Source organism: Marinobacter litoralis (genome assembly GCF_003336705.1).
Lineage (GTDB): Bacteria > Pseudomonadota > Gammaproteobacteria > Pseudomonadales > Oleiphilaceae > Marinobacter > Marinobacter litoralis.
Genome location: NZ_QMDL01000003.1, coordinates 1 through 25,287, shown reverse-complemented (window position 1 = coordinate 25,287; position 25,287 = coordinate 1). Strand labels below are relative to the sequence as shown.

Sequence of the window (25,287 nt, the reverse complement as noted above, 5' to 3'; positions counted from 1 at the left end):
GTTGCCGCTGCGATGTCACATTTTGTTTTTGTTGTTGTGCGCTCTTAATAGTGCAGAGGCCGTGCCACAATTTGAAAATTGTTTGTTAACAGTGGGTTACGGATAGTCGAGAAATAAGTGTTACCCCGTATTCCGGGAAAGTGTTACCTGGGTCACAAAAAATGGTGGGGGAAGTGTTACCGAGGGGAACGCCCGGTAACAAATGAGTCTGGGTTCATTTGTTACCGGGCAGGTGTTCAGGTGCTGCTGGATTTTTTGCGGGGAATGCCCAAGCGTTGTCTGCGCTCCCAAAGAGATTTCCGGCTGATGCCCAGTTTTTGAGCCAACTCGGTTTCGCTCATACGATCCTGGTTCTCGATAACGAAGTGCTGAAAGTAGTCTTCCAGAGACAAGTCGTTGGCTGAATCCGTTTCTCGGGTGGGGGTACTCTCGTTATTCCCCTCCACCAGGGTTTCAGGAATGTATTCGTCACCCGAATCGCTGTCGAGGTCCAGCACGGAGGGTGTGATGGTGTCGCCGTCCACAAGAATAGAGGCTCGTTCTATGGCGTTTTCCAATTCCCGAACGTTGCCCGGCCAGCGGTAACGCTGCAGAGCCTGCATGGCTTCAGGGCTCAGGTGCAGGTCCGGCCGCTCAAGCCTTTGCGCTTGCTGCTTCAGGAAACGCCCGGCTAGGCCAAGGATATCTGCGCGACGCTCTCGCAGCGGCGGTAGCCGGATTTGCATGACGTTCAATCGGTAATAGAGGTCTTCCCGAAACTCGCCGGTACGAGTCATGGCTTTGAGGTTTCGGTGTGTGGCCGCAATCATGCGGACATCCACTTTCCGGCTCTGAGTGGCACCTACCTTGCGAATTTCGCTTTCCTGAAGCACCCGAAGTAATCGAGCCTGGGCTTCTGCGGGCAATTCACCGATTTCGTCGAGAAACAGGCTACCCCCGTCGGCGGCTTCGATCAGACCGGTGCGAGCCGATACCGCTCCGGTAAACGAGCCTTTCTCGTGACCGAACAGTTCGGATTCAATCAGGCTCTCTGGAATAGCCGCGCAGTTGACCGAAATCAGAGGTTTGGAGGCGCGAGGGCTCAGAAGGTGCAGCGCTCGGGCGGCCAACTCTTTACCGGTACCGGATTCACCGTTGATCAAAACCGTGGTCTGGGTGGGGGCCACTTTTCGAATGAGTGTGAACACCTTTTCCATCGGTTCACACTGACCAAACATAATGTTGGATGGGTCGGGTACTTCCGCTCCGGAAGCGTCGGTGTCTTCGTTGCTGGCAGGCAGTGCGTCTTTGCGCGCCAAAATGCCTTCGACGGCTGCCAGCATTTCATCGTGGTCAAACGGTTTGGCGATGTAATCCACCGCCCCCATTTTCATGGAGTCTACGGCCGAGCGTAGGCTGGCGTAGCTGGTCATGATCAGCACCGGGGTATTGGGTGCCCGGTTGATCATTTCCGTGCCGGCGGCACCGGGCAAGCGAAGATCGGTAATGACCAGGTCGAAGGTATCGGGTTCCAGTTCCTCCGCCGCTTCGACCGAAATGGCATCGGCCACCTCGTAGCCAGCATGCTGGAGCAGTTTGCGGACTGCAGATCGTATAATGTCTTCGTCTTCAACAATCAGAATGCGGGGCATAGTACGTTCACGACCTTTCGTTCAGGCGACTGTCGGCATCGGTGTCGGGTTCGTAAGCTGGCAGGCGAAGCCTCATGCAAGTGCCTTTGCCGCTCATGGTCTGCACGGGGCTCTCTACCTGGATATTGCCATAGTGCTCTTCAACAATACTGTACACGAGGGATAGGCCAAGCCCTGTGCCTTTATTAGATGCCTTGGTAGTAAAAAAGGGTTCAAATACATGGTCCTGTTGGTCCGAAGGTATCCCTGTACCTTCGTCAACCACTTCGATGATAGCGGAGTAGCTATCGCGCTTGCCAGTCACCTGTATGGTGCCACCCTCTGGAGAGGCATCCCGGGCATTGGCCAGCAGGTTGACGAACACCTGCACTAAACGCTGCTCGTCGCCGAGGATTTGCAGATCCGTCGGGCAGGCGTTTTCGTAATGAATGCCTTTGCGGTTTTCGCCCAGTGATAGCAGATTGATCGATTCCTCCACACACCGATGAAGGCTGACAGGTTCATAGCGTGTGGCATGGGCATGGTTGCCCGTGCGAGAGAAGTTCATCAGCGATTGCAAAATCGTGGAAATGCGCCGGGTTTGCTGCTGGATCTGGTTGGCTGTGTCCAGAATCTCCGGGTTATCGGTTTCCAGTTTGAGGTTCTGGGCCAATGACGAAATGCCCGTCACGGGGTTGCCAATTTCATGGGCGACACCGGCCGCTAGCCGGCCCACGGAAGCTAAACGCTCACTGTGCATGAGTTCGTCTTCAAGCAGTCTGGTTTCGGTTTGGTCTTCGACCAGAATGATCGAACCGCCTTCCGGATGATCGGGGCCATTCAGTGCCGCTTTGTGCAGGTTCAGCCAGTGAGGTTTGCCGCGCAAATCCAGCCGGTGTTTGTATCGGTGAAGGTCGCTGCCGCTATTAAAATCATCCAGTAGCGCGTGCCAATGCTCCGGTAGCGCCATGAGTTTGGCGCCGACCACTTCATCGGCCGAGATGCCGGTGAGCGTCTCCATGGCATGGTTCCACATCAATATTTCACCATCGTCGCCAATGGAGCTGGCAGGAATCGGCAGGTTTTGCAGGGTTTGCCGATAATGGCGCCGCAAGTTGTCCAGCTCGCCCGCCAGCCCCGTGAGCTGGTTTTGGTAATCGCCGAGCGCTCTTTCGACATAACGAATGTCTTGTCCGGTGCCGCTGTGCGCCATGGGCTTAAAACCCAGATGGCGTTTCACCATGTCTCTGGCGATGGAGGGGCCAAGCAGTCCGGATAAATTGGCCTCAATCTGGTCCCGTAGTCGCCGCAACTGATACGGGCGGAATTCCGACGACGGCAGTTTTAGTTGTGCCAGTGCCTGGTGTACTTCACGGCGCGCAACGTTAATGCCCAAAGGCTCGGCCAGATGGTGAATAAAATCGGCCGATGAAGAGGCAAACAGTTCACGACGCTGGGGGCGTGAGAGGGCTCCCATGGAGCAGGCCTGGGCGGCACTGGCTTCTTCGGGGGTCGCAGGGCTCAGGATCGAAACTACGGCGAACATGGCCACATTGGCTGTCAGGCTGATGAACGTTACCACGTGCCAGTTTACGTAGCCTGAAGTAACGGGCATGCCTATCAACGACAGTAGGTCAAACGTATAGGAAAAAGGAAGGACGAGAGTGAGGCTCCAGATCGCCAGCCCTGTCACTAACCCTGCGATCAATCCGCGACGATTGCCTTCGGGCCAGTAAATAACCCCCAGCACACCAGGAAGCAGTTGCAGTGTGCCTGCGAGTGAAATAGCGCCCAGAATAGAGAGGTCGAGGCGTTGGCCGACAACTTCGTGAAAAAGCAAAGCCATGAATAAGATGGCCGCGATCAGCAATCGCTTAACCCACTGTAGCCAGCGGTAAATGTCACCCTGATCTTTTGGTGTTTTTAAGGGGAGCACGACATGGTTGAGCACCATGCCAGCCAGTGCCAGCGTGCTGACAATCATAAGCCCACTGGCCGCGGAAAGGCCGGCGATATACATCAGAAGTGTCAGTATTGGGCTTTCCAGTGCCTGAGCAACACCAATACTGAAGAAGGCCGGTGGCCCCGTTACCCCGAGCGCTTGGCCACCCCAGACAATCAGTGGCACAGGCACGCTCAGCAGCAACAGATACAGAGGCAGGCCCCAACTGGCTTTCCCGAGTGCTCGTGGCGACGGATTTTCGCTGAAGGTCATGTGGTACATGTGGGGTAACACCAAAGTGGCTGCAAATGACATCAGCAACAACGCGCGCCAGGTACCGTCGTTCACGTTCATGGCCATCGGAGATTCCAGCCTCGACGTATCGGCCAGCCAGTGTTCCAGGCCTGCGCTTCCGTTAAATACGCCGAATAGAATCACGCCACCGAGCACCAGTAAGGCCCCCAGTTTAACCAGCGAGTCGAACGCGATCGCCAGCACCAAGCCCTGATGGTGGCTGGATGACTGGTGCCGGCGTGCGCCGAATAGGACAGCGAACAGCACAACAATCAAGCAGAACAGCGTGCTGATAAATTTTGGGGATGTATCGGGTGCGAGCAAACTGGCAGAGACCGAAACTGCCTGAATCTGCATGCTGAGCAAGGCCATGATCGCTGCCGCCGAGCAGAGTGTGACGAGGGTACCCGCCCATTGGCTCCGGTAGCGGTATGCGAACAGATCGGCCAGCGATGTAAGCTGGTAAGCCCTGCTGATTCGCAAAATCGGGCTGAGCAGAACGGGTGCCAGCAAGAATGCCCCGCTGATCCCTAAATAGTACGCCAGATACCCGAACCCTGATTCTGCTGCGAATCCGATGGCACCGTAAACCGCCCATATGCCGGCGTATACGCCGAGGCTGAGCGTATAGGTCAGCGGGTGGCGTACCCACTGGCGAAGCAGCGTGCCGCGTTCGGTTGCCCAGGCAATGCCGAACAGGAGGCTTAGATAAAGCAAGCTGGCCAGTAGCAGCCCCGGTGCGCTAAAACTCATTGGGATCTCGCCGCCATTCCAGCCAGAAACCGATCACAATCAGGCCGCCCCAAAAAATGAACGGGGTGTACCAGGCATTACCAGGGCCGGTCCACCAACTCAGGATGTTTGGTGAAAAAATATAGATAGCCAGCACCAGTAGAAAAACCAGGCGGTAGATATACATCAGGTTAGTGGTCCAAGTGCGATTGTGTACTTGGGGTTATACCACGGGCTTGCTGGGATGTCAGGGGAATGGCGGTACGTTGCCAGTGTGCCCGGGCCCAGGCCAGAACCTCATCTACGGTGGCACTGAAGAGTAATTCAGGCGGGTGTTGGCCGAGAGCCGCGAGCGCGTGTACCAGATTCGCTGCCGGTTTCGAGTCATCAAGGGCCGGCGCGTGATTCTGTTTGCTCAGTTTCTGGTTCTGATCGTTGAGAATAACCGGGATGTGCAGCCATTGAGGAGCCGCAGCGCCCAAGGCCTGGAATATTTGCTGTTGCTGGGCCGTCATATCCAGCAAATCAGACCCCCGTACCACGTGGGTGATGCCTTGATCGATATCGTCCACAGCGACCGCTAATTGGTAAGCATAAAAGCCTTCTTTCCGCTGCAGAACAGGGTCGTCCAGTTCGGCTTGAACGGTTTGCTGTTGCGGCCCGAGTAACAGATCCATCCATTGGCAACGCTCGTCGATGAGGGCAAAACGAATGGCATGAGGAGAACCTCCGGAGACGGCTTTGAGAGTTCTGCATTGATGCGGATGGCGCCCGCCATGAGCTTGTAACTGTTTGCGGGAACAGCTACACCGGTATGCTTTTCCGTTTCCCAGTAGATGATCGATAGCGTCTTGGTAAGCCGGGTGCCGCCGGGACTGGAAGCGTATAGGCTCGTCAGAATGTAATCCGTGAACGTCGAGAGAATGCAGGATTTGATCGGTGGCTTCCGGGGGTTCCCTGAGGGGGTCAAGGTCTTCGATGCGAACTAACCAGTCACCATTAGCCGCTCGGGCTTCCAGCCATGTGGCAACAGCGGTGACCAAGGAGCCAAAATGCAGTGGGCCTGTGGGGGACGGCGCAAAGCGCCCGCGATATCGGGTGTGCTCCATAAGATCTCTGGAAGCTGGCGGTCAGACCGCCAGCTTACCGGTAAGGGGCAGGTCAGATGCCGGTCTGGCGTTCGCGGATTTCTGCCAACGTTTTGCAGTCGATGCAAAGCGTTGCAGTTGGGCGAGCTTCCAGTCGGCGAATGCCGATCTCTACGCCGCACTGATCACAGAAACCGTAATCGTCTTTGTCGATACGATCGATGGTCTTGTCGATTTTCTTGATCAGTTTGCGTTCACGATCCCGGGTACGCAATTCCAGGCTGAACTCTTCTTCCTGGGTTGCGCGGTCGCTGGGATCCGCGTAGTTTGCAGCGTCTTCCTGCATGTGGTGCATGGTGCGGTCGACTTCTTCCATCAGTTCCTGCTTCCAATCCAATAGCAGGTCCTTGAAGTGCTGCAGCATCTCTGCACTCATGTAGTCTTCACCCTTCTTGATCTCGTAAGGGGTGAAGCCGGTAAAGGTTTCGCTTGGTGCTTGCGCAGTCTTCTTTGCCATTGAGCCCTGGCCTCTTGTTTGTACTTCTACTCGGGCGCTTTGTTATCCGTACCAGCACCGGTGCCGCACGGTTTTACCCAGACGCCCTGTAATGGGAATTTGCGGAAAATAGCAGATAAGTCTCAGGGGTGCCAGCTCTGTGACTTCGGCTTATAGTGGAGAGCATATGAAGTTTTTAGAACCATTGATAGAGGGGCGCTTGATTCGGCGCTATAAACGCTTCTTGGCGGACGTGCGCTTGCCGGATGGGAAAGAGGTGGTTGCTCACTGTCCAAACACCGGCTCCATGCGCAATTGTCAGCCGGAAAATGCGCGAGTGTGGTTGAGCGAAAGCAATAACTCCAAGCGTAAGCTGAAATACACTTGGGAACTGGTGGAGGCCAGGCCGGGTGCGCTTGCGTGTGTGAACACTGCGCGCCCGAATGCACAGGCCAAACATGCGATTGAAGCGGGCGTGATCCCTGAGCTTGGGGGTTACAGCCAATGCCGAAGTGAGGTGCGGTACGGCGAAGAAAAAAGCCGTATTGATCTGCTGCTTTCGGGTCATGACAGTGAGCCAGATGCGTGGGTAGAGGTGAAAAACGTGACACTCGCGGAGGGCGCGCAGGGTTATTTTCCGGATGCCGTGACCGAGCGCGGGCAAAAGCATCTGCGCGAGCTGATCGCACAAGTCGCCAATGGCGATCGGGCAGTGTTGTTGTTTGTGGTGAATCACACAGGTATTGAAGAAGTGCAGCCTGCGGACCACATTGACCCGAAATACGGCCAATTACTGCGACAAGCCGTTGAAGCCGGAGTGGAGGTGATTGCTTATAAAGCTGCTTTGATGGGGGTTGACGGAAACCCGAGCGCGCGGCTTGATTTGATTGATGCCGTGCCGGTCAATCTTGAAGCCTGACTTCGATAAGGCCCTCGCGCTCGCGCACATCCAGCTCTGTTAAGGCATCGCCCTGGCAAGGCCCGGCTATACACTCACCGGTGCCAGGTTTAAACAGCGCGCCGTGGGTGGAGCATTGAATGAACAAATTGTCGGCATCCATAAAGCGGCCGGGCATCCAGTTCAGCTCAATGCCCAGATGTGGGCACACGTTGAGGTAAGCCCGGGGTGTGCCGTTGTCCAGAAACACAAAACCGGTTAGTGGCATCCCTTCGGGCTCAACCGCTTTTTCTTTCAGGCGAAATTCCACGAACTTGCCCGGCACCAGATCGTGTGCCGGGCAAGCTGTTTGCCATTGGGATTGAATCGATTGCATCAGTGGCCGGATCGAGGGCTGAGGCCAAGGTGCTGGCGGATTCTGTCCGCTACCGCTTCAGCCACATGCTCCTGATCGGTGTGCAAATGAATGGTGTGGGTTTTTTCTTCGGCCGTCAGGGGCTCGAACCACGTCTGTTGAGCGTCCAACATCTCTTCGGTGGCCTCAGACGCATCGCCTTTGCGCTTGCGTACCCAGTCGCGGCGCAGTTCTTCTGGCGCTTCGGTGTGCAGCAGTGCAAAGGGCACGCCTTGATTCTCGGCGACTTGAGCAAACAGTGCCCGCTCGCTTTCTTTCAGGCTGGCGGCATCCACAATGACGGATAACCCGGAAGACAGCAGTTGATCCGCCAATGTCGCCAAGTGCTTGTAGGTTTTCTCAGTGGCTTCCGGGCTGTAAAGATCTGTACCCAAACCGGATTTGCTGTCATCCAGCGGGGCCAGCCCGTGCAAGCGTTTGCGTTCCACATCGGAACGCAAACGAACCAGGCCTAATTCGGCCGACATGGCGGCGCTGACGCAGGTTTTCCCAGAGGCCGACAAGCCGGTGGTTGCCAGCAAATAATGATTCGGAATGGCGCCGTAATCTTCGGCGAGTTGCGTGTAATCGCGGTACACCTGCCACAAACTTTCAATGTCGCTGTCGGTCAGGCTCGGGTTGCCCATGCTGAACAGGGCGATTTTAGCCCGCACCATCGCCCGGTAGGCCTTATAGAGCGGCAATAGCTCCAAGCCTTCGAAATCACCCCGGTATTCGAGGTAGGTGTTGAGGACCAAGTTTGCCAGTTCATGCTCTTGACGTGATTCAAGGTCCATCAGCAGGAACGCCAAATCGTTGATCACATCAATCCAGCGGAACGGTTCATTGAACTCAATGCAGTCGAACACCGTTACCTGACCGTCGAATACGGCGATGTTGGCGAGGTGAAGATCGCCGTGACATTCGCGGACCATACCTTTGGCGCGACGGGCGACCACCAGCTCCCGGTTCCGTTCGAAAGTGGTCTTTGTCCACTCTTCCAGAGCGTCCAATTGCGTGAGAAGTGCTGTATCGCTCAGTAGCGGGCGGATCTGGTCGAAGTTTTCCTGCATGGCGGCATACACCGCTTCGGCAGTGCCCAGAGGCTTATCGTCGGCTATCGGTGTAAGGCTGTCGTGGAACAGAGCAACCTGGCGTGCCGTGCTGCCAAGCAAGTCCGGTGTCAGATCGCCACTTGCCTGAAGGCGGTCGAACTGCTGACTCTGATCAAACTGGCGCATACGGATGGCGTATTCGAACGGCTCTCCTTCGCCACCGAGGATAGGCTGTTCGGGGCTGCCGGTAATGGGTAGAACGTCAAGGTAGAGTTCAGGTGCCAAACGACGATTCAGGCGAAGCTCTTCTTCACAGAAATGCTTGCGGCGTTCCAGAGTCGAGAAGTTGAGAAAGCCGAAATCCATGGGCTTCTTGATCTTGTAGGCGTAGTCGCCGGTCAGAAGAACCTGAGATATATGGGTCTCGATCACCTGAAAACCGTTGACGGGGTGGTCGTACAACTCTGGGTTCTGCAGTGCTTTAACCAGTGTGTCGGGGGCGCGTTCGCTCACATTTTGCTCCTGGGTTCCCTGAACTCGTTGATTTTGTTTGTTCTATGATAGACGGCAGATTACAGAAATAACACATAACAGGCCTGCCAGTCGCCTCCTTGGCTTCGTTATAATCACGGTATGAGTAAATCAACGAAATCCCGTAAAAAATCGCCTAAAAGTCAGCCAAAGAAGCGCCAGTCCGGGCTTTGGCGGTTACTGTTCCGATTCACACTGGTGGGGCTGGTGGTGCTGGCCGGCTGGATGGTGTACCTGGATGCGGTGGTGACATCCCGCTTTGAGGGCCGCCGTTTTGAGGTGCCTTCCCGTGTGTATGCCCGCCCCTTGGAATTGTATGACGGTGCCAGTGTCAGTGCATCAGGGCTGGCGCGCGAGCTCGAACTGGCCGGTTATCGAGCCGGTGATGGTTCGAAACTGGGCACCTATCGGCGTACCGGTGGCCGTTTTGTCATCAGCGCTCGTGGCTTCGTATTTCCGGATGGCGAGGAGCCCCGCCGCCGCCTCTCTCTGGTTGTGAGTGGCGACAAAGTTCAATCGTTTTCTGTGATCTCTGGGCCTAAGTCGCCGATCGTTCGGCTTGAGCCCGCCCAAATTGGCGGTATCTATCCTGCCCACCGCGAAGACCGGGTTTTGGTGCAGCTCGAAGAGGTGCCCGAACTGCTCCCAAGCACTTTGATGGCAGTGGAAGATCGCGAGTTTTACAGTCACTTTGGCTTGGCGCCTTTGTCGATTGCCCGGGCTATGTTGGCAAACATCAAAGCCGGCAGGGTGGTGCAGGGCGGCAGTACACTGACCCAACAGTTGGTGAAAAACTTCTTCCTGACGCGCGATCAGACGCTGGTACGCAAAGGCAACGAAGCCTTGATGTCGATCCTGCTAGAGCTGCATTACGAAAAAGACGACATTCTGGAAACTTACCTGAATGAGGTGTATCTCGGCCAAGCCGGTGTGCGCAGCATTCACGGCTTTGGTTTGGCCAGTCAGTTTTACTTTGGTGAGCGCCTGAAAGATTTGGCTCCGCACCAAATGGCCCTGCTGGTGGGGATGGTGAAAGGCCCGAGTTACTACAACCCGAGGCGCCACCCTAAACGCGCGACCGCGCGCCGCAATCTGGTGTTGGATGAAATGGCCGAAGCCGGGCTGCTGACCGAACAAGAGGCGAAGGCTGCGAAGGCCAAGCCTTTGGGCGTCAGTGCCAAGCCTTCGTTCACCGACAATCGTTACCCGGCCTACATTGATCTGGTTCGCCGGCACCTGGCCCGGGACTATCAAGAGGAAGACCTGCAAAGCGAAGGCTTGCGCATCTTCACAACGCTGGACCCTGCGATTCAGCACGCCTCTGAGGCTGCGGTCAGTAAAACCTTGCCCAAGCTGCCGGGCGCGGATGCCCTGGAAGCGGCCTTAGTGGTCACGGCGAAAGACACCGGTGAAGTGCTTGCTCTGGTGGGCGGTAAGAATCCCAGTTTTGCCGGCTTCAACCGGGCCGTGGACGCCAAGCGCCCGATGGGTTCTCTGATCAAGCCGTTTGTGTATCTGGCCGCCCTCGAGCAAGCCGACCGGTACACGTTGATTACACCGGTTAAAGATCAGGCGTTCACGCTGGAGTTCGATGACGGTAAATTGTGGCAGCCAAAGAACTTCGACAAGCAGGAACGGGGCGAAGTGCCTTTGCACCGCGCACTGTCGAAATCTTACAACCTGCCGGCGGTTCGAGTGGGGCTGGATGTTGGTATTTCGGAAGTTCAGGAAAAACTGAGAGCGTTTGGTATCACCGGCCCCATATCGGACTATCCATCTATGTTGCTGGGCTCCGTGAATTTGGCGCCAGTGGACGTGGCCCAGTTGTATCAAGGCTTGGCCACATCAGGCTTCAACACGCCCTTGCGGACCATTCGTGAGGTAACGGATGCCGACAACGAGCCGCTTTCACGCTACAACCTGAAAGTGGATCAAGTGGCCGACCCAGCGGCCGTGCATTTGGTGCAATACGCCATGCAGGAAACCATGCAAGAAGGTACGGGACGCTCGGCTTATTACACGCTGCCGGATCAGTTAACGCTGGCGGGCAAAACCGGCACCACCGACGACGGCCGGGACGCCTGGTTTGCCGGCTTCAGCGGTGATTTGCTGGCGGTTGCTTGGGTCGGCCGTGACGATAACGGCCCGACCTCGCTCACTGGGGCATCGGGTGCCTTGCCGATTTGGTCCACAATGATGGCGCAGATTCCCCAGCACGGGTTTTCACCGGTTATGCCGGACGGTGTGCAGTACCATTGGGTGGATACTGAAGCCAACGCCTTGACGGGTGAGGGGTGCCAGAATGCACGCCTGATTCCTTTCGTGACCGGCAGTGAACCCGATAGGCACACCGGTTGTAACGGCGATTTTGGTGGGCAAATACGCAGTTGGTTTGAAGGATTGTTTCGATGAAAAAAGTAACGATGACGCACGCGGCCAGCTTAGCGCTGATACTTGGCTTGGCCGGATGTTCAGCGCCGGGCGGGGGTTCGATTTATGTGCCGATGGGCGGTGGCGATCAGTCTAGAGCGCCTGAACCGCCCAGAACGTCTGAGCCGGAAAGATCTGAGCCCCAAGTGTGGCGCAAGAGTGAACAGCCCGAAGTCAGCGAGCCTGCTCCTGAGCCTGAGCAACCTACCCGTTCGCCCAGTTATCGCGAGTCCGGTGATGAACTGCCTGCGGCAGCCGTCGCTCTGATTCGCGATGCTGACCAGCGGCTACAGCAAGGTGACTCGGCAGGCGCGATTGCACGCTTGGAAAGAGCCCAGCGGGTAGCGCCACGTTCGGCGGAGGTGTACTTCAAGTTGGCGGAAGCCTATGTGGCCGGGAACAACCTGGGAGCGGCTGAACAGTTCACCTTGAAGGGCTTGTCGCTGGCGGGTAATGATTACCGCATGCAACGGTCAGGCTGGTTGCTGCTGGCGGATATTCGCCGAGCGAGGGGTAATGTTGCGGGGGCTTCTCAGGCGGAGGATAGGGCCCGGGCGCTGTAAGGCTGGGAAGGGCTGCCTATTGCGGCAGCCCCTTGCTAGTTCAGAAATTTACAGTCGATGTCTCGTTCGCAGTTACTGTAGTGTTTTTACCTTCGGTGAAGGTCAGATTATCGTCCGATGGGTGTCCATCCGCATCTTCAACCAGGTCACTGTCGCAGGTGTAGCTGACGGTGTAGTCGCCCGCCGGAATGAAGCTTGCCTGATAGCTGTAATTATCGTCGAATTCAACGGGGACAACGACCAGTGGTTCGTTGCCACTTCCGATATCGTCTGGTTGCTGATTCGCTCCTGAATGCACATAAACATTGCCGACGAAGTCTACGGTGTCCACGCCCCCACAAGCTTTAGTAATCAACTCTGCAGGTATAGTCCCGGTGATGCTGCCAACCTGTGAGTTGTCGACCAGTCTCAGGACTGGTTTCAGCTTATAAGCGTTCGGATCGTTCTGGGGATTAACAATGGACTTCCGCACGTCAAAGTCGATCGTGATTGCCACTTCGCCACCTGCAGGCACCGTGAACCCGCTGGTTTGCAGACCCCGTTTAGAGGGGGTAGTTAGAGTGTATTCCGCCCCATCGATAACGATGTTGTTATTGTCACCGATTTCCAGCCTCACCCACTGGTACTCTCCGGCTTCTAGTTCCTTGCTATCCAGCAGGGCTTTTACCTGACCATTCTGGTAGTCGAGGAGGTTTACAGGCTCTGGAATATCAAGCTCATACCGAACCGGCGAACCGCTTTGGTGCTTGAGGACGAGTGCTGTAATTTCAATGTTAACGGCTTCAGCCTGGTCAACTGGCGCATCGGTCAGCCCCACCGATACCGTCCCAGTCTGTGCCGAATCGCTACTGCTACCGCCACCACCACAGGCTGCCAGGGCGCCGGTGAGGGCGGAAATTGCAAATAGTTTGGTCGAGGACTTCATAAAACCTCCTGATAGAAATCTTGTAGGTTCGACTACGAGGTAAAACGACTTCACGGCCAAGCGCGATGAAGGGTTCCTGCCTAAACCTTAGCAAAAGCATCTAAAAAGGCGGAATACGAAATGGTAAGAGAATCGGGCTGGCAGGCGTGCATTAAAGGATAAAGGGGGGAGGAGGTAGCATGCGGTGACTCAGTCGAACCTGAGTCACCGAGCGGTCCGGCTTAAAGCGTCGCCATTACCTTGCGGGCAGCAGCCAACGTGAACTCAATGTCATCGTCTGAGAGCGCATCGCACACAAAGCTTGCTTCGAATGCCGATGGCGCCAGGTATACGCCTTCGGCCAGCATGCCTTGGAAAAACTTCTTGAAGCGCTCTACATCGCACTCCATCACCTGATCAAAACGGGCCACGGACGGTGCGTCGGTAAAGAAGAAACCGAACATGGCGCCGGCAGATTGCACCGCCAGAGGAATGCCGGCTTCGTCAGCCGCGGCCTTGAAACCGTCCCGTACCTTGTTTGTTTTTTCTGTCAGACGATCGTGGAAACCGGGCTCTGAAATGGCATTCAAGCTGGTCAGGCCGGCGGCCATCGCCAGCGGGTTGCCGCTCAAGGTGCCTGCCTGGTAAACCGGGCCAAGCGGTGAAATGTGTTCCATGATTTCACGCTTGCCGCCAAATGCACCCACTGGCAAACCGCCACCGATGACTTTGCCCAGCGCGGTCAGGTCAGGCGTTATGCCGTAGAAGCCCTGAGCGCCACCCAGTGAAACCCGGAAACCAGTCATCACTTCGTCAAAAATCAGCACAGTACCGTGTTCGTCGCACACTTCGCGCAGGCCTTCCAGGAACCCCGGAACCGGCGGAATGCAGTTCATGTTGCCGGCCACTGGCTCCACGATGATGGCGGCAATCTGGTCGCCAATCTTCTTGAAGGTTTCGCGCACACCGTCGATGTCGTTGAAATCCAGGGTGATGGTATGCTCTGCCAAGCTGGCGGGAATGCCCGGAGAGTTAGGCTCGCCCAAGGTCAGTGCGCCGGAACCCGCTTTCACCAGCAGGGAGTCCACGTGGCCGTGGTAACAGCCTTCGAACTTCACGATTTTGTCCCGGCCGGTGTAACCGCGTGCCAGACGAATCGCGCTCATAGTGGCTTCGGTACCGGAGTTAACCATGCGCACCATTTCGATGGATGGCACCAGCTCGCAAACTTTCTTCGCCATGTCCGTTTCGATGGCGGTGGGGGCCCCGTAACCAACGCCCAGATCTACCTGAGCGTGCAGGGCTGCTTTGATGCGTGGGTCGGAATGGCCAAGAATCATCGGGCCCCAAGAGCCGATGAAATCGATGTAGCGCTTGTTGTCTTCGTCATACAGATAGGCGCCTTCGGCGTGTTTGAAAAACACCGGGGTGCCGCCCACGCCGCGAAATGCTCGAACCGGGGAGTTTACACCGCCGGGGATGTATTTTTGTGCCTGTTCGAACAGTTCTTCAGAGTGACTCATGGTTAACTCCTGTCAGTTGGAATGTGTCGATAGCGGGTGGTGCAAAGCGATCAGTTGGCTGAACTGTTTGGCTTTGGCTTCTATGTCTTCGGGACTGCCCCCGAACAATCCGCCCACTACGGCAATAAGATCGGCGCCGGCGCGAACCAGCGGTTCTGCGTTATCGGTGGTAATGCCGCCAATGGCGGCCACCGGGCGCGCCAGTCGGGAGGCTTCTGTTAACACCTGTGCATCCGCTCGGGGGGCTCCGGGTTTGGTGCCAGACTGATAAAAACGGCCAAAGGCCAAATAGTCCGCCCCTCCGGCCTTGGCTGTTTCGGCCAGGTCTATGCGGTGGTGACAGGTAATGCCAATGATGGCGTCTTGCCCCAGCAGCTTTCTGGCATCGGCCAAATCCCAGTCGTCCTGGCCCAAATGTACGCCATCGGCACCCACTCGGTGCGCCAGTTCTGGGTCGTCGTTAATGAGCAAGGGCACGCCCGCGCTACGGCATAAACGGGTGAGGTCTGTTGCTTGGCGCAGCCGTTCCGCAGTCGATGAAAGCTTATCTCGATATTGGACTAACACCGCGCCGCCTGCTAGCGCGGCTTCTACGGACTCCAGCAGCCGGTCAGGCGGAGTAAGTCGGTTGTCGGTGATGGCATACAGGCCGCGTTGGATAGGCAGCTTTAACGTTCCCACGGAATACCCCGGTTTGGTACTCGTTGCCCTTGGCCAATAGTTAAGGCGCTCAGTAGCGTGCGGCTCACGTAATTCTGGGCTTGGGATATGGCGGCTCGGGCGGACAGACCGCTGGCAATGCCGGCTGAAATGGCCGCGGCCAGCGTGCATCCGGTACCGTGGTATTCGTTGGCGCCAATCCGTTCAAGCTCCCAGTGCATAGGTTCGTGCTCAGTGCTGTACAAGGTGTTGATGATGTGTGGCCCGGTTCCGTGCCCGCCGGTGGCCAGTACCGATTTGCAGCCAGCCGAGAGCAGTTTGTCGGCGGCTTGGCTTTCGCTGTCACTGTCACAGTCACCGAGCTGAAGGAGTTCAACGCCGTTCGGAGTGATCATTTCTGCCCGAGCGAACAGGGAGCTTCTCATGGCGTCAACCAGTTCGTTATCGGCCAGGTCACCGCCGCCGGCGGCTTTGATGACTGGGTCAACAATCAGCGGCAGGTCTGGGCGGCTTTCGAGAAACTCCATCAGCACGTTGACCACCGCCGCGTTGCCCATGGCGCCGGTTTTCACGGCGTGCAAAGGAATGTCTTTCGCGAGGCATTCCAGTTGTTGGCGGATGGTCTCAGGATTAATGGCTTCAGCGCCATACACATTGTTGGTGTCTTGCACGGTCAGGCACGTGAGCACGGGCAACGGGTGCCCGCCGAGCGAGGTGATAGCCTGAATGTCGGCCTGAATGCCGGCTCCGCCGGAAGGGTCCAGCCCGGACAGCACCAGAACATGGGGACGGGTGTAGCTATTGATGATGAACCTCCTTAAAAAGGCTTAACAACGGCAAGAATGACAACCGCGAGCAGTATGAATACGGGCAGTTCGTTGAACCAGCGGTAAAACACGTGGCTTCGGGTGTTGTTGTCGTCCCGGAACACTTTTACCAGGTGTCCGCAATAGAAGTGATACACAATAAGCAGGACAACCAGAGTCAATTTTGCGTGCAGCCAGCCTTGGCTAAAGTAGCCGGGAACATTGTAGCTGAGTAACCACACGCCAAAAATCACGGTTGCGATCATCGAGGGTGTGGTAATGCCTCGGTACAGTTTGCGCTCCATGATCTTGAAGCGCTCCTGTCCCGGTTTGTCTTCACAGGCCGCATGGTAAACGAACAGTCGCGGCAAGTAGAAAATGCCGGCAAACCAGCACACCATTGAAATAATGTGAAACGCTTTAACCCATAGCATGTGTTAGCTCCGGCGGTATTGATAGTAACTTTCGATATCGGATTGCAGCACGACACCATAGATCCTCTGGATCATCGGGGCGACATGGCGCTGCACGTAGAGTGCCTCTGCTTTGGTTTGGTCAAATTCGTTGAGAGCCTGCTCCAAAGTGGCTTGGTATTGTACGGGCGCAACGTCTCGACGATTGGCCGGAATTTGCATTAAATCCAGGCTGTCGGGCTGTTCAGACGCATCGTCGGAGTTTACCTCGTTAAGCTCTTCAAGATACCGGGCCAGATCAACCGCAGGTAGCAATGAGGTGGGGCCGTTGTTGCCGTCCACCAAGAGCCATTTGGGTTCGGACGAAAGTGCTTTGCGGGCTTCCTCGAGGGTGAGCTGGCGCTCGATGCGCAGGATGTTTCTGTCCATAATCGCGCCAACGGAAACTCGCCTCAGAGCTTGGGTAACCGGGGAATTCTGATAGCTCAGCCCTTGGCTTTTCAGTACGGTGATGAACAACGATTTCTTGCCGAACGCTTCACTCGTCACCAGGCTCGCGGTGGTAATGATCAGCATGCCGGGCAAAATGATGTTGGGGTTATGGGTGAGTTCCAAAAGTGCCATTAGCGCTGCCAAAGGAGCGTGCAAGACCGCGCCCATCATCGCACCCATGCCGAGCATGGCGTAAAAACCGACAGACGATGCTACGTCCGGTGCAAAGGCTGCGCCGATCAGGCCCATGGCTCCGCCGAGGGTTGCGCCAATAAACAAAGTGGGGCCAATCACCCCGCTTGGCATACCTAGGCCGATGGAGGTTCCGGTAATCAGCAGTTTTGCGCAGCCGGCCCCCAACAAAAGCCAGAAGCCAAGCTCGCCGTTGATGGTATTACCAACGGTATCGTAGCCGATGCCCATGGTTTCAGGCACAAAGATCGCGAAGGGCACCATGAGCAGGCCGGCCACAAAAATGCGCAGTAATACGGGGCGGTGATGATAGCGCCCGAGACTGTCGACCAAGTGAATGAAACCGGCCGCAGCGATACCGATAAGCACGGCAATGGCCAGTATCCAGGGGATTTCCAGCATGGAGTTCATGGTGAGCGCCGGCACACTAAATGCCGGTTCGGTACCGTATACCACTTGGGTGACGATGGCGGCGCTCACGGCAGACAATATGATTGGGGTAAAGCCGGCGATGGTGTATTCCATCATCACCACTTCCATGGCGAAAATGACACCGGAAATCGGGGTGTTGAACGAGGCCGAGATGGCCGCCGCGCAGCCGCAGGCAACGAGTGTCCGAATGCTGTTGTTGGGCAGATGCATCCGTTGCCCCAGAATGCTAGAGAAAGCCGCGCCGAGATGAACTGCGGGCCCCTCTCGGCCGGCGGATTGGCCGCTGACCACGGTGGTAACGCCGGCGATGAATTGAACGATAGCGCTCTTGAGTGAGATGTAGCCCTGATGGTAATTCAGGCGTTCCATAACGTGGGCAATCCCTACCTTGCGGTCATGGATGCTCAGTTTGTGGAAAAAAAGCCCCAACGCAACCGCGCCGGCAAGCGGTAAAATGCCGCGGGTGAGAATGTCGAGATCTTCGAAATTTTCTGAACCGCTGCCCGGGAAGAAATAGTCCAGCGGCCATTCAATAGCAAAACGGAACAGCAGGATTACGGCACCGGTGACAATGCCGGAAAGCAAACCAAGGACGGCCAGCTGGGGAAGGGCATCTACGCCGGCAAGTCTTCCTCGGAAAACGTGTATCAGGTTTTCCGTAACCTGTTGCCTGATGTTACGCATGCGGGCTGAATTCCGATTGATTGAACAAGTCGTTCAGAAGGATTGAGGCACCATTGTAGCTTTGGGTGTGCTGGCTGCAATAAGTCCTTGGTTTATCATGTTAGACTAACGCTAAATTCTGACCAGATTACGTTGGAGAAGAGAGTGATTAAAATAGGCATCGTTGGTGGTACCGGGTACACGGGTGTGGAGCTGTTAAGGATCCTTGCCGTCCATCCTGAAGTTGAAGTGAAGTGCATCACTTCACGCTCCGAGGCAGGTATGCCGGTGGCGGATATGTACCCCAATTTGCGAGGCCACTTTGATCTAGCGTTCTCCGAGCCGGACCCTGAACAACTGGCGGAGTGTGATCTGGTGTTTTTTGCAACGCCTCACGGTGTGGCGGCGCGCATGGTGCCGGAGCTTATGAAGGCGGGCACTCGGGTAGTGGACCTCTCCGCAGACTTCCGTCTCAAAGACCTCGATGTATGGGCGAAGTGGTACGGAATGCCTCACGAAAGTCCCGAGTGGGCTGCAAAAGCCGTCTATGGGTTGCCGGAGGTGGCTCGTGATGAAATTCGCAAGGCGCAACTGGTTGCGAACCCCGGTTGCTACCCAACCGCCGTGCAACTGGGTTTCTTGCCACTGCTTGAAAATGGGTTAGTGGACCCTTCGCGGCTGATTGCAGACGCCAAGTCCGGTGCCAGCGGTGCCGGACGCCAAGCCAGTACCGGCATGCTGCACGGTGAAATTGGCGAGAGCTTTAAAACCTACGGTGCCTCTGGCCACCGCCACTTGCCCGAGATTCGTCAGGGGTTGGGCCAAGCCGCAGGCACTGGGGTGGGTGTTACCTTTGTTCCCCATTTGTTGCCGATGATCCGGGGTATCGAAGCAACGCTCTACGCAGAGCTGAACGACACCGCAGATTTCGAACGCTTGCAGGCTCTGTTTGAAGAGCGTTATCGGGATGAACCCTTCGTGGACGTTATGCCGTTTGGCAGCCACCCGGAAACCCGGAGTGTTCGTGGAGCGAACCACTGCCGTATGGCGCTGCACCGTCAGGAGCAGAGCAACGTGGTGATCGTCACCTCGGTGATTGATAACTTGGTGAAGGGCGCAGCGGGGCAGGCGGTTCAAAATATGAATATCATGTTTGGGCTGGACGAGCGGCTGGGGCTGAATGCGCCAGCGATGTTGCCCTGAGGTTGATGAGTGAGCGAAACACCTAAACCCTCCGAAGAATACGTTGTTATCCGGCACCGGCGGGGGTATCGCCTGCGCCGGACGTTGATCCTGCTCGGATTTACGATTGTAGCGGCCATTTCCGGCTACATGGCCGGGATGGCGCAGGGTGGATTTCGTTTTACATCGGCGGAAGAAACCAAGGATATGCTGGTCAACGAGGTTGATGGCCTGCGCGAGCAGTACCGTTCCGCGCGCCAGAACATGATCAATCTGGAGCGAGGGCGTGCCATTGACGAGCAGGCTTTGCGGGATGCAAGGAATGCGATTGTCGAGTTGGAAACGCGGATTTCCGAACTTGAGGCGGATCTGACCTTTTACCGCAACATTATGGCACCGACGGAAGTCAGCAAAGGTTTGCAGGTGGATAGCTTCACGCTTGTGCCCGGCCGGGATGACGGTAGCTACAGTTTTAAAATTGTGCTGACTCAGGTTGGCAACAATAATCGCTATCTGTCGGGGCTTGTGGCGGTGAACGTCATTGGTCATATAGACGGCGAGAAGCAGGTTATTGCTCTGCGGGATTTGTCAGAGGAGATTGACGATCTCGGGGTTAAGTTCAAGTTCCGCTATTTTCAGGATATTGAAGGTAGCTTGAGCTTGCCGGAAAAGTTTGAACCATTGGAAATACAGGTTGTTGCCCAGGCAGGAGGCCGTAAAGCGGCACAGGCAGAAAGTACATTCGACTGGGAACAATTAACAGGAAACTGAAATGTTTAATAAGAAAAAGCCGGTGCGGCATCGTTCGACTAACCGTTTTGATACCTTGATTTCGGCACGCACGACCATTGAAGGTGATGTTCGCTTTTCAGGCGGGTTGCACGTGGATGGTAAAATCAAGGGGCGCGTGATCGCTGAGGAAGGTAGCGACGCAGTTATCCGTTTGTCCGAGGTGGGGCAGATTACCGGAGACGTGATTGCGCCGCATATCATCATCAATGGCACGGTTCACGGGGATGTTCATTCGTCCAGCCATTTGGAACTGGCTGAAAAATCCAGTGTCAATGGAAGTGTCTATTACCAGTTGATCGAAATGGCGATGGGCGCCGCGGTGAACGGCAACCTGATTCGCCAGACCGAGACGAGCGGACTCCTTTCTCACGAACGGGCAGAAACGGCCGAGCCTGAGCTTGAGAGTGAGGGAAAGTTCGAATAGTTGACTGTTTTAGTCAGGAATACCATAATCGTGCAAATATCCACTAGTGCCGGAGGCAACCCTTGAGTGTAGTTCAGCAACAAATGGCCACACCGCTGTTTTTCAGTGACAGTGCCGTTGCCAAGGTGCGCGAGTTGATCGAAGAAGAGGAAAACCCGGAGCTGAAACTGCGGGTTTTCGTCACCGGTGGCGGCTGTTCCGGCTTCCAGTACGGTTTTTCTTTTGACGAAAATCAGGAAGAAGACGACACCGTCATCGAGCGTGATGGCATCAAGCTGCTGGTAGATTCGATGAGTTATCAGTACTTGGTCGGCGCAACCGTGGTCTATCAAGAGGGGCTTCAGGGCTCCCAGTTTGTGGTTCAGAACCCCAACGCCAGCTCAACCTGTGGCTGTGGTAGCTCCTTCTCTATCTGACGATCAAGCGGGGTAGATTGCCCCGAGTACTCGTTCCCCTGAAGCGCCGGTTACGTCCGGTACATTGCCAGGCAGGCCTTTCAAGGTCTGCCTAGCGAGCCAGGCAAACGCTACTGGTTCTACCCATTGTGAATCCAGCCCGAGTTCTGCGGTTGTCGCTAGAGCAACCGAGCCGAGCCCCATCCGCAATTCGTTCATAAGCAGCGTGTTGAACGTTCCACCGCCACAGGCGTAAACCGCCATGTTTGCCGTTTCCTGCGGAAGCTGTTGCAGAATGGTGGTGACGGTCAGCTGCAGGAGAGTACGTTGAACGTCTTCCGGAGCTAAATCGGGGAAGCGTTGGAGGTGGGTGCGAATCCACTCGAGGTTAAAACGTTCTTTGCCGGTACTTTTTGGCGGTGGCTTGCTGAAATACGCATCCGACAGCATGCTGGCCAGAAGTTCTTGGTGCGTGGCACCTTCGCTGGCCAAGTGGCCACCCTCATCGTAATGGCGTCCGGTTTGATGCAGGCACCAGGCATCGAGCAGCGCGTTTGCAGGGCCGGTATCAAACCCCACGATAGGCTTTCGGTTGCCTGCAGGCAGCCAAGTGATGTTGGCGATACCGCCCAGATTCAGGATGCAGCGATCCTGTTCTTCGGATTCGAATAGCCATTTATGAAATGCCGGTACTAAAGGAGCGCCTTGCCCGCCGGCTGCGATGTCTCTGCTGCGGAAATCGGATACCGTGGTCACTCCGGTTGCCTCAGCAATTAATGCCGGACAGCCTATTTGCATAGAAAAAGGAGCAGAACCGGAGGGTTGATGCCGGATAGTTTGGCCGTGGCTGCCAATCCCTGAAATTTCGCTGGCGGCTATGCCTGCTTGTTCGATCAGCTCCGACGCAGTGCGTGCGAAATACTGCCCAACCAGGGTGTCTAGCTCGCCCAGTTCGTCGGGTGTGCCGTGATCTCGCGTTGCTGCGATCAGGCGCTGTCGAAGGCTATCCGGATAACTAAGGGAGTGCGTGGCGTGAATGGACAGGCCTTGGGATCCGAAAGACACCAGCACGGCATCGACTGCATCCATGCTGGTGCCTGACATAAGGCCAAGCCAGTAGCTCATTGTCAGTTATCCGTGGCAAGAGCCAGCTGGTTTTGGCTCTCGAGGAAAACGTTAAGTTGCGCCAGGCTTTGACTGGTTACCTGCTTGAATCGGGCCAGTTCAGATTTCGGAATAGGTTGAGCATCCGGCAGTTTGATGGTGCGTGAATTCTTCGCAACACCGTTAACACGGAACTCATAATGCAAGTGGGGCCCGGTTACCATGCCCGATGAGCCTACGTGACCAATGGTCTGTCCTTGCTTGACGCGAGTGCCGGTTTTGATGCCTTTGCCGAGGCGGCTCATGTGTGCGTACAGCGTTGTTATGTTGTCGCCATGCTGTAGAACCACCGTGCGGCCGTAGCCACCTTTCCAGCCGGCAAACTTAACCCGGCCATTGCCGGCGGCTTTGATTGGTGTGCCCGGAGGCGCTGCATAGTCGGTGCCTTCGTGCGGTCGCACGATATCCAGTACCGGGTGTCGGCGCTGCAGATTAAACGGTGACGAAAGCCGAGCGTTAATGGGAACGCGCAAGAACGCCTTGCGCATGCTCTGCCCTTCGGGTGTGTAGTAGTCGCTCTCGCCGTTGGAGTCGGTGTATAGCAGCGCAATGTTCTCTTCGCCACGGTTGGTGAACTTGGCGGACAGAATGCGGCCGGTGCTGAATTCTTCGCCGTCAATGTACAGTTGTTCGTAAACCACCTCGAAGCGGTCGCCTTTGCGAACGTCGTAAACGAAGTCGATGTCCCAGCCGAAGATGCCTGCGAGTTCCATGGTAAGCCGGTCGTCCATGCCCGCTTCACGTGCGGCGAGGTACAGAGATCCATCAATCACGCCGGCCGCGAAGGCCGGACGGATTTCGGGTTCCCGAACTTCGGTTTCTCCCGCATAACCGTCTTCGGTCTTCTCGATTTTTAGGGACTCGAGCCGGCTACGCTGTAGTTCTATGGCGGCCAAGTTACCTTCACCGTCGAGTCCGAAGCGGATGTCTTCGCCAGCATAAAGACGCTGGAGTTTGTCGGCCTCGCCCTCGCCGTGAATAACCGACAGCATAACGCCATCATTGAAGCCGGCTTTTTGGAAGAGTGAAGACAGTGTATCGCCGGACTTAATGCGGAACTCTTTCCACTGAAGTTTTGGCGCCTCAGGGGCAGCGATGGCGACAGGTACAGGTGGTGTTTTGGTAGCCGCAAGCGCTTGTTCGACTGAGCTGGTTGGCTCTGCTGCTACAGCGACATTTTCCGCAGTATTTTGGGTTGTTGGAGCAGAAACAACCGGTGCGCCGGACCCGGATACGGTGCCTTGGTTAAGGTCAACCGGGTAGGACATACGCTTAGCTTCAACGTCTGCGCTGGGACTCATAAGCACGGCCGCCGTAACGACAACAGTTGCTGCTGCGGCGAGCGTTAAATGTGATTTGGGGAAAGTTTTAAGCACGGTGCTCACCCATTATGATCGAAATTCCGGGTAGTTGTGTCGGCTAATTAAAGCGCCTGATCAAGTATAGACCACCAGATTACCGCATATAAAAGAATCAGGACAGTGTCGAACATTACCGTTACCACGGTGGGCGTTCGTACAAAACGCGTCGCCGCTGATATAATGTCGGCCCTGATATGCAGGGGTTGGTCAAAAACTAATCACGCACACTTTACCAAGTGGCGCCCGTAATTCGCACCTTTCTTTTGTAGAACTGTGTAACTGGCAGCTACTACTGTTTTGCAGCCAAAACTGGGGATATAGGGTTCATGGCATCACTAGATGAAGCATTAGCCATCATAAAGCGCGGAATTGATGAGCTGATTCCAGAAGAAGATCTGATCGCAAAGTTAAAAGAAGGACGTCCTTTAAGGGTAAAGGCGGGCTTTGATCCTACAGCTCCGGATCTCCACCTGGGGCATACGGTTCTTATTAATAAGTTGCGGCAGTTTCAGGATCTGGGGCATGAGGTCATTTTCCTGATAGGCGACTTTACCGGAATGATTGGCGACCCAAGCGGAAAGAGTGCGACTCGCCCCCCTCTCAGTGAGGAGCAGGTCATGCAGAATGCCATTACCTATAAAGAGCAGGTGTTCAAGATTCTGGACCCGGCTAAAACGCGCGTGGTGTTCAACTCTGAGTGGATGGGCAAGCTGAGTGCCTCTGAAATGATCAAGCTTGCAGGGCAGTACACTGTTGCCCGCATGCTAGAGCGCGATGATTTCACGAAGCGTTTCCGTGCAGAGCAGTCTATAGCGATCCACGAATTCCTCTATCCCTTAATACAGGGGTACGATTCGGTAGCGTTGGAAGCCGACGTTGAGTTGGGTGGAACAGATCAGAAGTTTAATTTGCTTATGGGGCGTGTGCTTCAGAAGCATTATGGTCAGAAGCCGCAGGCAGTTTTGACGGTTCCGATCCTTGAAGGGTTGGACGGTGTGCAGAAGATGTCCAAGTCTTTGGGTAACTATGTTGGTGTTAATGACGCACCGGGCGAAATGTACACGAAGCTATTGTCGGTGCCTGATGAGTTGCTGTGGCGATATTTTGAATTGCTGAGCTTCCGCCCGCTGTCTGAAGTTGAGGAATATCGCGCTGCTGTACAAGCTGGGGCGAATCCGCAGGACTATAAGAAGATATTGGCTGAAGAGCTGATTACACGTTTCCACGATGAAGAGGCGGCCAGGTCTGCTCATAAATCGGCGGGCAATCGTGTTGCGCTTGGCGAGATACCTGAAAACGTGCCGACTGTAGAGGTGTCATTGGAGGGGCAGGCGGAAATGCCCATGGCGTCGGTGCTTCGATTGGCGGGCCTGGTAAAGAATGGTGCAGCGGCTCGAGATGTATTGGGGCGTGGTGCTGTATATCTGGATGGGCAGCAATTTGAAGGTGACCGCATGTTTGTGAAAGGTGACGACTGCATCATCCAGGCTGGCAAGAAGAAGATAGCGCGGGTAGTAGTTGTCGCGTGATTTGCGCCTTAAAACGACCAATTTGAACTTTTTTCAAATTGGTCGTTGACACCTCCAGCGAGGTCTGTAGAATGCGCATCTCGCTTGAGGGGCTAGCCGCTGAACACGGCCTNACGTTTTAAAGATTCTTCAAAAAGCAGTTGACAAGGTGGCGGTTCAGTGTAGAATGCGCACCACGATTTAGCAGTAACGCCGGTGAGTTTTTCGGCCGTTTTCGGAGACGAAAGCAGCAGTTAAAATTAACGGTTGACAAGGTGGCGGGACGATGTATAATTCGCGGCCTTGATTGAGCAGCAGCTCAAACGCTCTTTAAAAAGTTGAC

The 25,287-nt window shown here is 55.6% G+C and carries 23 protein-coding genes; 8 read left to right on the top strand and 15 right to left on the bottom strand.

The window, feature by feature from the left end; all coding sequences use genetic code 11:
* Positions 1-236: 236 nt before the first annotated feature.
* From DOQ08_RS09875 to dksA, 5 genes are read right to left on the bottom strand one after another with little or no spacing between them, the layout of a single operon-like run.
* A complete protein-coding gene (locus DOQ08_RS09875; protein ID WP_114334775.1) occupies positions 237-1,631 on the bottom strand; it encodes a sigma-54-dependent transcriptional regulator in 1,395 nt (464 codons plus the stop codon).
* A 7-nt stretch (positions 1,632-1,638) separates the two neighbouring features.
* The gene (locus tag DOQ08_RS09870) at positions 1,639-4,599 is read right to left on the bottom strand and encodes an ATP-binding protein (protein ID WP_114334774.1); all 2,961 of its coding nucleotides are present in this window, start codon (positions 4,597-4,599) and stop codon (positions 1,639-1,641) included.
* Positions 4,589-4,765: a hypothetical protein gene (locus DOQ08_RS15960; protein WP_165823646.1), complete on the bottom strand. Its 177-nt coding sequence runs from the start codon at positions 4,763-4,765 to the stop codon at positions 4,589-4,591. Before DOQ08_RS15960 ends, DOQ08_RS09870 begins: the two co-directional genes overlap by 11 nt.
* Before the next feature lie 4 nt (positions 4,766-4,769).
* Entirely contained in the window at positions 4,770-5,687 is a 918-nt protein-coding gene (gene gluQRS / locus DOQ08_RS09865; RefSeq protein WP_114334773.1) for a tRNA glutamyl-Q(34) synthetase GluQRS, read from the bottom strand.
* Between the two features lie 52 nt (positions 5,688-5,739).
* On the bottom strand, positions 5,740-6,183 hold the full coding sequence (dksA, locus tag DOQ08_RS09860) for an RNA polymerase-binding protein DksA (protein WP_114334772.1): 444 nt from the start codon (positions 6,181-6,183) through the stop codon (positions 5,740-5,742).
* A gap of 166 nt (positions 6,184-6,349) precedes the next feature.
* On the opposite strand from dksA, the gene sfsA reads away from it, so the two are divergent.
* Positions 6,350-7,081: a DNA/RNA nuclease SfsA gene (sfsA, locus tag DOQ08_RS09855; RefSeq protein ID WP_114334771.1), complete on the top strand. Its 732-nt coding sequence runs from the start codon at positions 6,350-6,352 to the stop codon at positions 7,079-7,081.
* Here the strand turns inward: sfsA and DOQ08_RS09850 are convergent.
* Both DOQ08_RS09850 and DOQ08_RS09845 read right to left on the bottom strand, forming a co-directional pair.
* Complete coding sequence (locus DOQ08_RS09850) at positions 7,065-7,436, bottom strand: Rieske (2Fe-2S) protein (RefSeq protein ID WP_114334770.1); 372 nt, start codon at positions 7,434-7,436, stop codon at positions 7,065-7,067. The two genes, sfsA and DOQ08_RS09850, sit on opposite strands and share 17 nt — an antisense overlap.
* The gene (locus tag DOQ08_RS09845; RefSeq protein WP_114334769.1) at positions 7,436-9,022 is read right to left on the bottom strand and encodes a bifunctional aminoglycoside phosphotransferase/ATP-binding protein; all 1,587 of its coding nucleotides are present in this window, start codon (positions 9,020-9,022) and stop codon (positions 7,436-7,438) included. The genes DOQ08_RS09850 and DOQ08_RS09845 overlap by 1 nt, the downstream gene beginning before the upstream one ends.
* A gap of 120 nt (positions 9,023-9,142) precedes the next feature.
* On the opposite strand from DOQ08_RS09845, the gene mrcB reads away from it, so the two are divergent.
* Entirely contained in the window at positions 9,143-11,452 is a 2,310-nt protein-coding gene (gene mrcB / locus DOQ08_RS09840; protein WP_114334768.1) for a penicillin-binding protein 1B, read from the top strand.
* Complete coding sequence (locus DOQ08_RS09835) at positions 11,449-12,033, top strand: tetratricopeptide repeat protein (protein WP_114334767.1); 585 nt, start codon at positions 11,449-11,451, stop codon at positions 12,031-12,033. Before mrcB ends, DOQ08_RS09835 begins: the two co-directional genes overlap by 4 nt.
* A 40-nt stretch (positions 12,034-12,073) precedes the next feature.
* Here DOQ08_RS09835 and DOQ08_RS09830 read toward each other — a convergent pair whose 3' ends face one another.
* The 6 genes from DOQ08_RS09830 to DOQ08_RS09805 form a co-directional block, all read right to left on the bottom strand.
* The gene (locus DOQ08_RS09830) at positions 12,074-12,958 is read right to left on the bottom strand and encodes a DUF4382 domain-containing protein (RefSeq protein WP_114334766.1); all 885 of its coding nucleotides are present in this window, start codon (positions 12,956-12,958) and stop codon (positions 12,074-12,076) included.
* A 221-nt stretch (positions 12,959-13,179) separates the two neighbouring features.
* The gene (gene hemL / locus DOQ08_RS09825; RefSeq protein ID WP_114334765.1) at positions 13,180-14,460 is read right to left on the bottom strand and encodes a glutamate-1-semialdehyde 2,1-aminomutase; all 1,281 of its coding nucleotides are present in this window, start codon (positions 14,458-14,460) and stop codon (positions 13,180-13,182) included.
* A gap of 12 nt (positions 14,461-14,472) precedes the next feature.
* Complete coding sequence (gene thiE / locus DOQ08_RS09820) at positions 14,473-15,141, bottom strand: thiamine phosphate synthase (protein WP_206074852.1); 669 nt, start codon at positions 15,139-15,141, stop codon at positions 14,473-14,475.
* The gene (gene thiD / locus DOQ08_RS16000) at positions 15,129-15,896 is read right to left on the bottom strand and encodes a bifunctional hydroxymethylpyrimidine kinase/phosphomethylpyrimidine kinase (RefSeq protein WP_133297165.1); all 768 of its coding nucleotides are present in this window, start codon (positions 15,894-15,896) and stop codon (positions 15,129-15,131) included. The genes thiE and thiD overlap by 13 nt, the downstream gene beginning before the upstream one ends.
* A gap of 41 nt (positions 15,897-15,937) precedes the next feature.
* Positions 15,938-16,360, bottom strand: coding sequence for a protoporphyrinogen oxidase HemJ (gene hemJ / locus DOQ08_RS09810; protein WP_114334763.1), 423 nt, complete (start codon positions 16,358-16,360; stop codon positions 15,938-15,940).
* Between the two features lie 3 nt (positions 16,361-16,363).
* Positions 16,364-18,139, bottom strand: coding sequence for a chloride channel protein (locus DOQ08_RS09805; RefSeq protein ID WP_114334762.1), 1,776 nt, complete (start codon positions 18,137-18,139; stop codon positions 16,364-16,366).
* Between the two features lie 144 nt (positions 18,140-18,283).
* On the opposite strand from DOQ08_RS09805, the gene argC reads away from it, so the two are divergent.
* The 4 genes from argC (at position 18,284) to erpA (ending at position 20,932) form a co-directional block, all read left to right on the top strand.
* On the top strand, positions 18,284-19,321 hold the full coding sequence (gene argC, locus DOQ08_RS09800; protein WP_114334761.1) for an N-acetyl-gamma-glutamyl-phosphate reductase: 1,038 nt from the start codon (positions 18,284-18,286) through the stop codon (positions 19,319-19,321).
* A 9-nt stretch (positions 19,322-19,330) separates the two neighbouring features.
* The gene (locus tag DOQ08_RS09795; protein ID WP_114334760.1) at positions 19,331-20,071 is read left to right on the top strand and encodes a DUF6776 family protein; all 741 of its coding nucleotides are present in this window, start codon (positions 19,331-19,333) and stop codon (positions 20,069-20,071) included.
* A gap of 1 nt (position 20,072) precedes the next feature.
* On the top strand, positions 20,073-20,516 hold the full coding sequence (locus DOQ08_RS09790; RefSeq protein ID WP_114334759.1) for a bactofilin family protein: 444 nt from the start codon (positions 20,073-20,075) through the stop codon (positions 20,514-20,516).
* 83 nt (positions 20,517-20,599) lie between these two features.
* The gene (gene erpA, locus DOQ08_RS09785; protein ID WP_227537679.1) at positions 20,600-20,932 is read left to right on the top strand and encodes an iron-sulfur cluster insertion protein ErpA; all 333 of its coding nucleotides are present in this window, start codon (positions 20,600-20,602) and stop codon (positions 20,930-20,932) included.
* Positions 20,933-20,935: 3 nt separating this feature from the next.
* On the opposite strand, the gene DOQ08_RS09780 is transcribed toward erpA, so the two are convergent.
* Both DOQ08_RS09780 and DOQ08_RS09775 read right to left on the bottom strand, forming a co-directional pair.
* Positions 20,936-22,036 carry an anhydro-N-acetylmuramic acid kinase gene (locus DOQ08_RS09780; protein ID WP_114334757.1) on the bottom strand — a complete coding sequence of 367 codons (1,101 nt, stop codon included), beginning with the start codon at positions 22,034-22,036 and terminating at the stop codon, positions 20,936-20,938.
* A gap of 2 nt (positions 22,037-22,038) precedes the next feature.
* On the bottom strand, positions 22,039-23,451 hold the full coding sequence (locus tag DOQ08_RS09775) for an OapA family protein (protein WP_114335466.1): 1,413 nt from the start codon (positions 23,449-23,451) through the stop codon (positions 22,039-22,041).
* A 311-nt stretch (positions 23,452-23,762) separates the two neighbouring features.
* Here DOQ08_RS09775 and tyrS point away from each other — a divergent pair, with 311 nt between their 5' ends.
* Complete coding sequence (tyrS, locus tag DOQ08_RS09770; RefSeq protein ID WP_114334756.1) at positions 23,763-24,965, top strand: tyrosine--tRNA ligase; 1,203 nt, start codon at positions 23,763-23,765, stop codon at positions 24,963-24,965.
* Positions 24,966-25,287 lie beyond the last annotated feature (322 nt).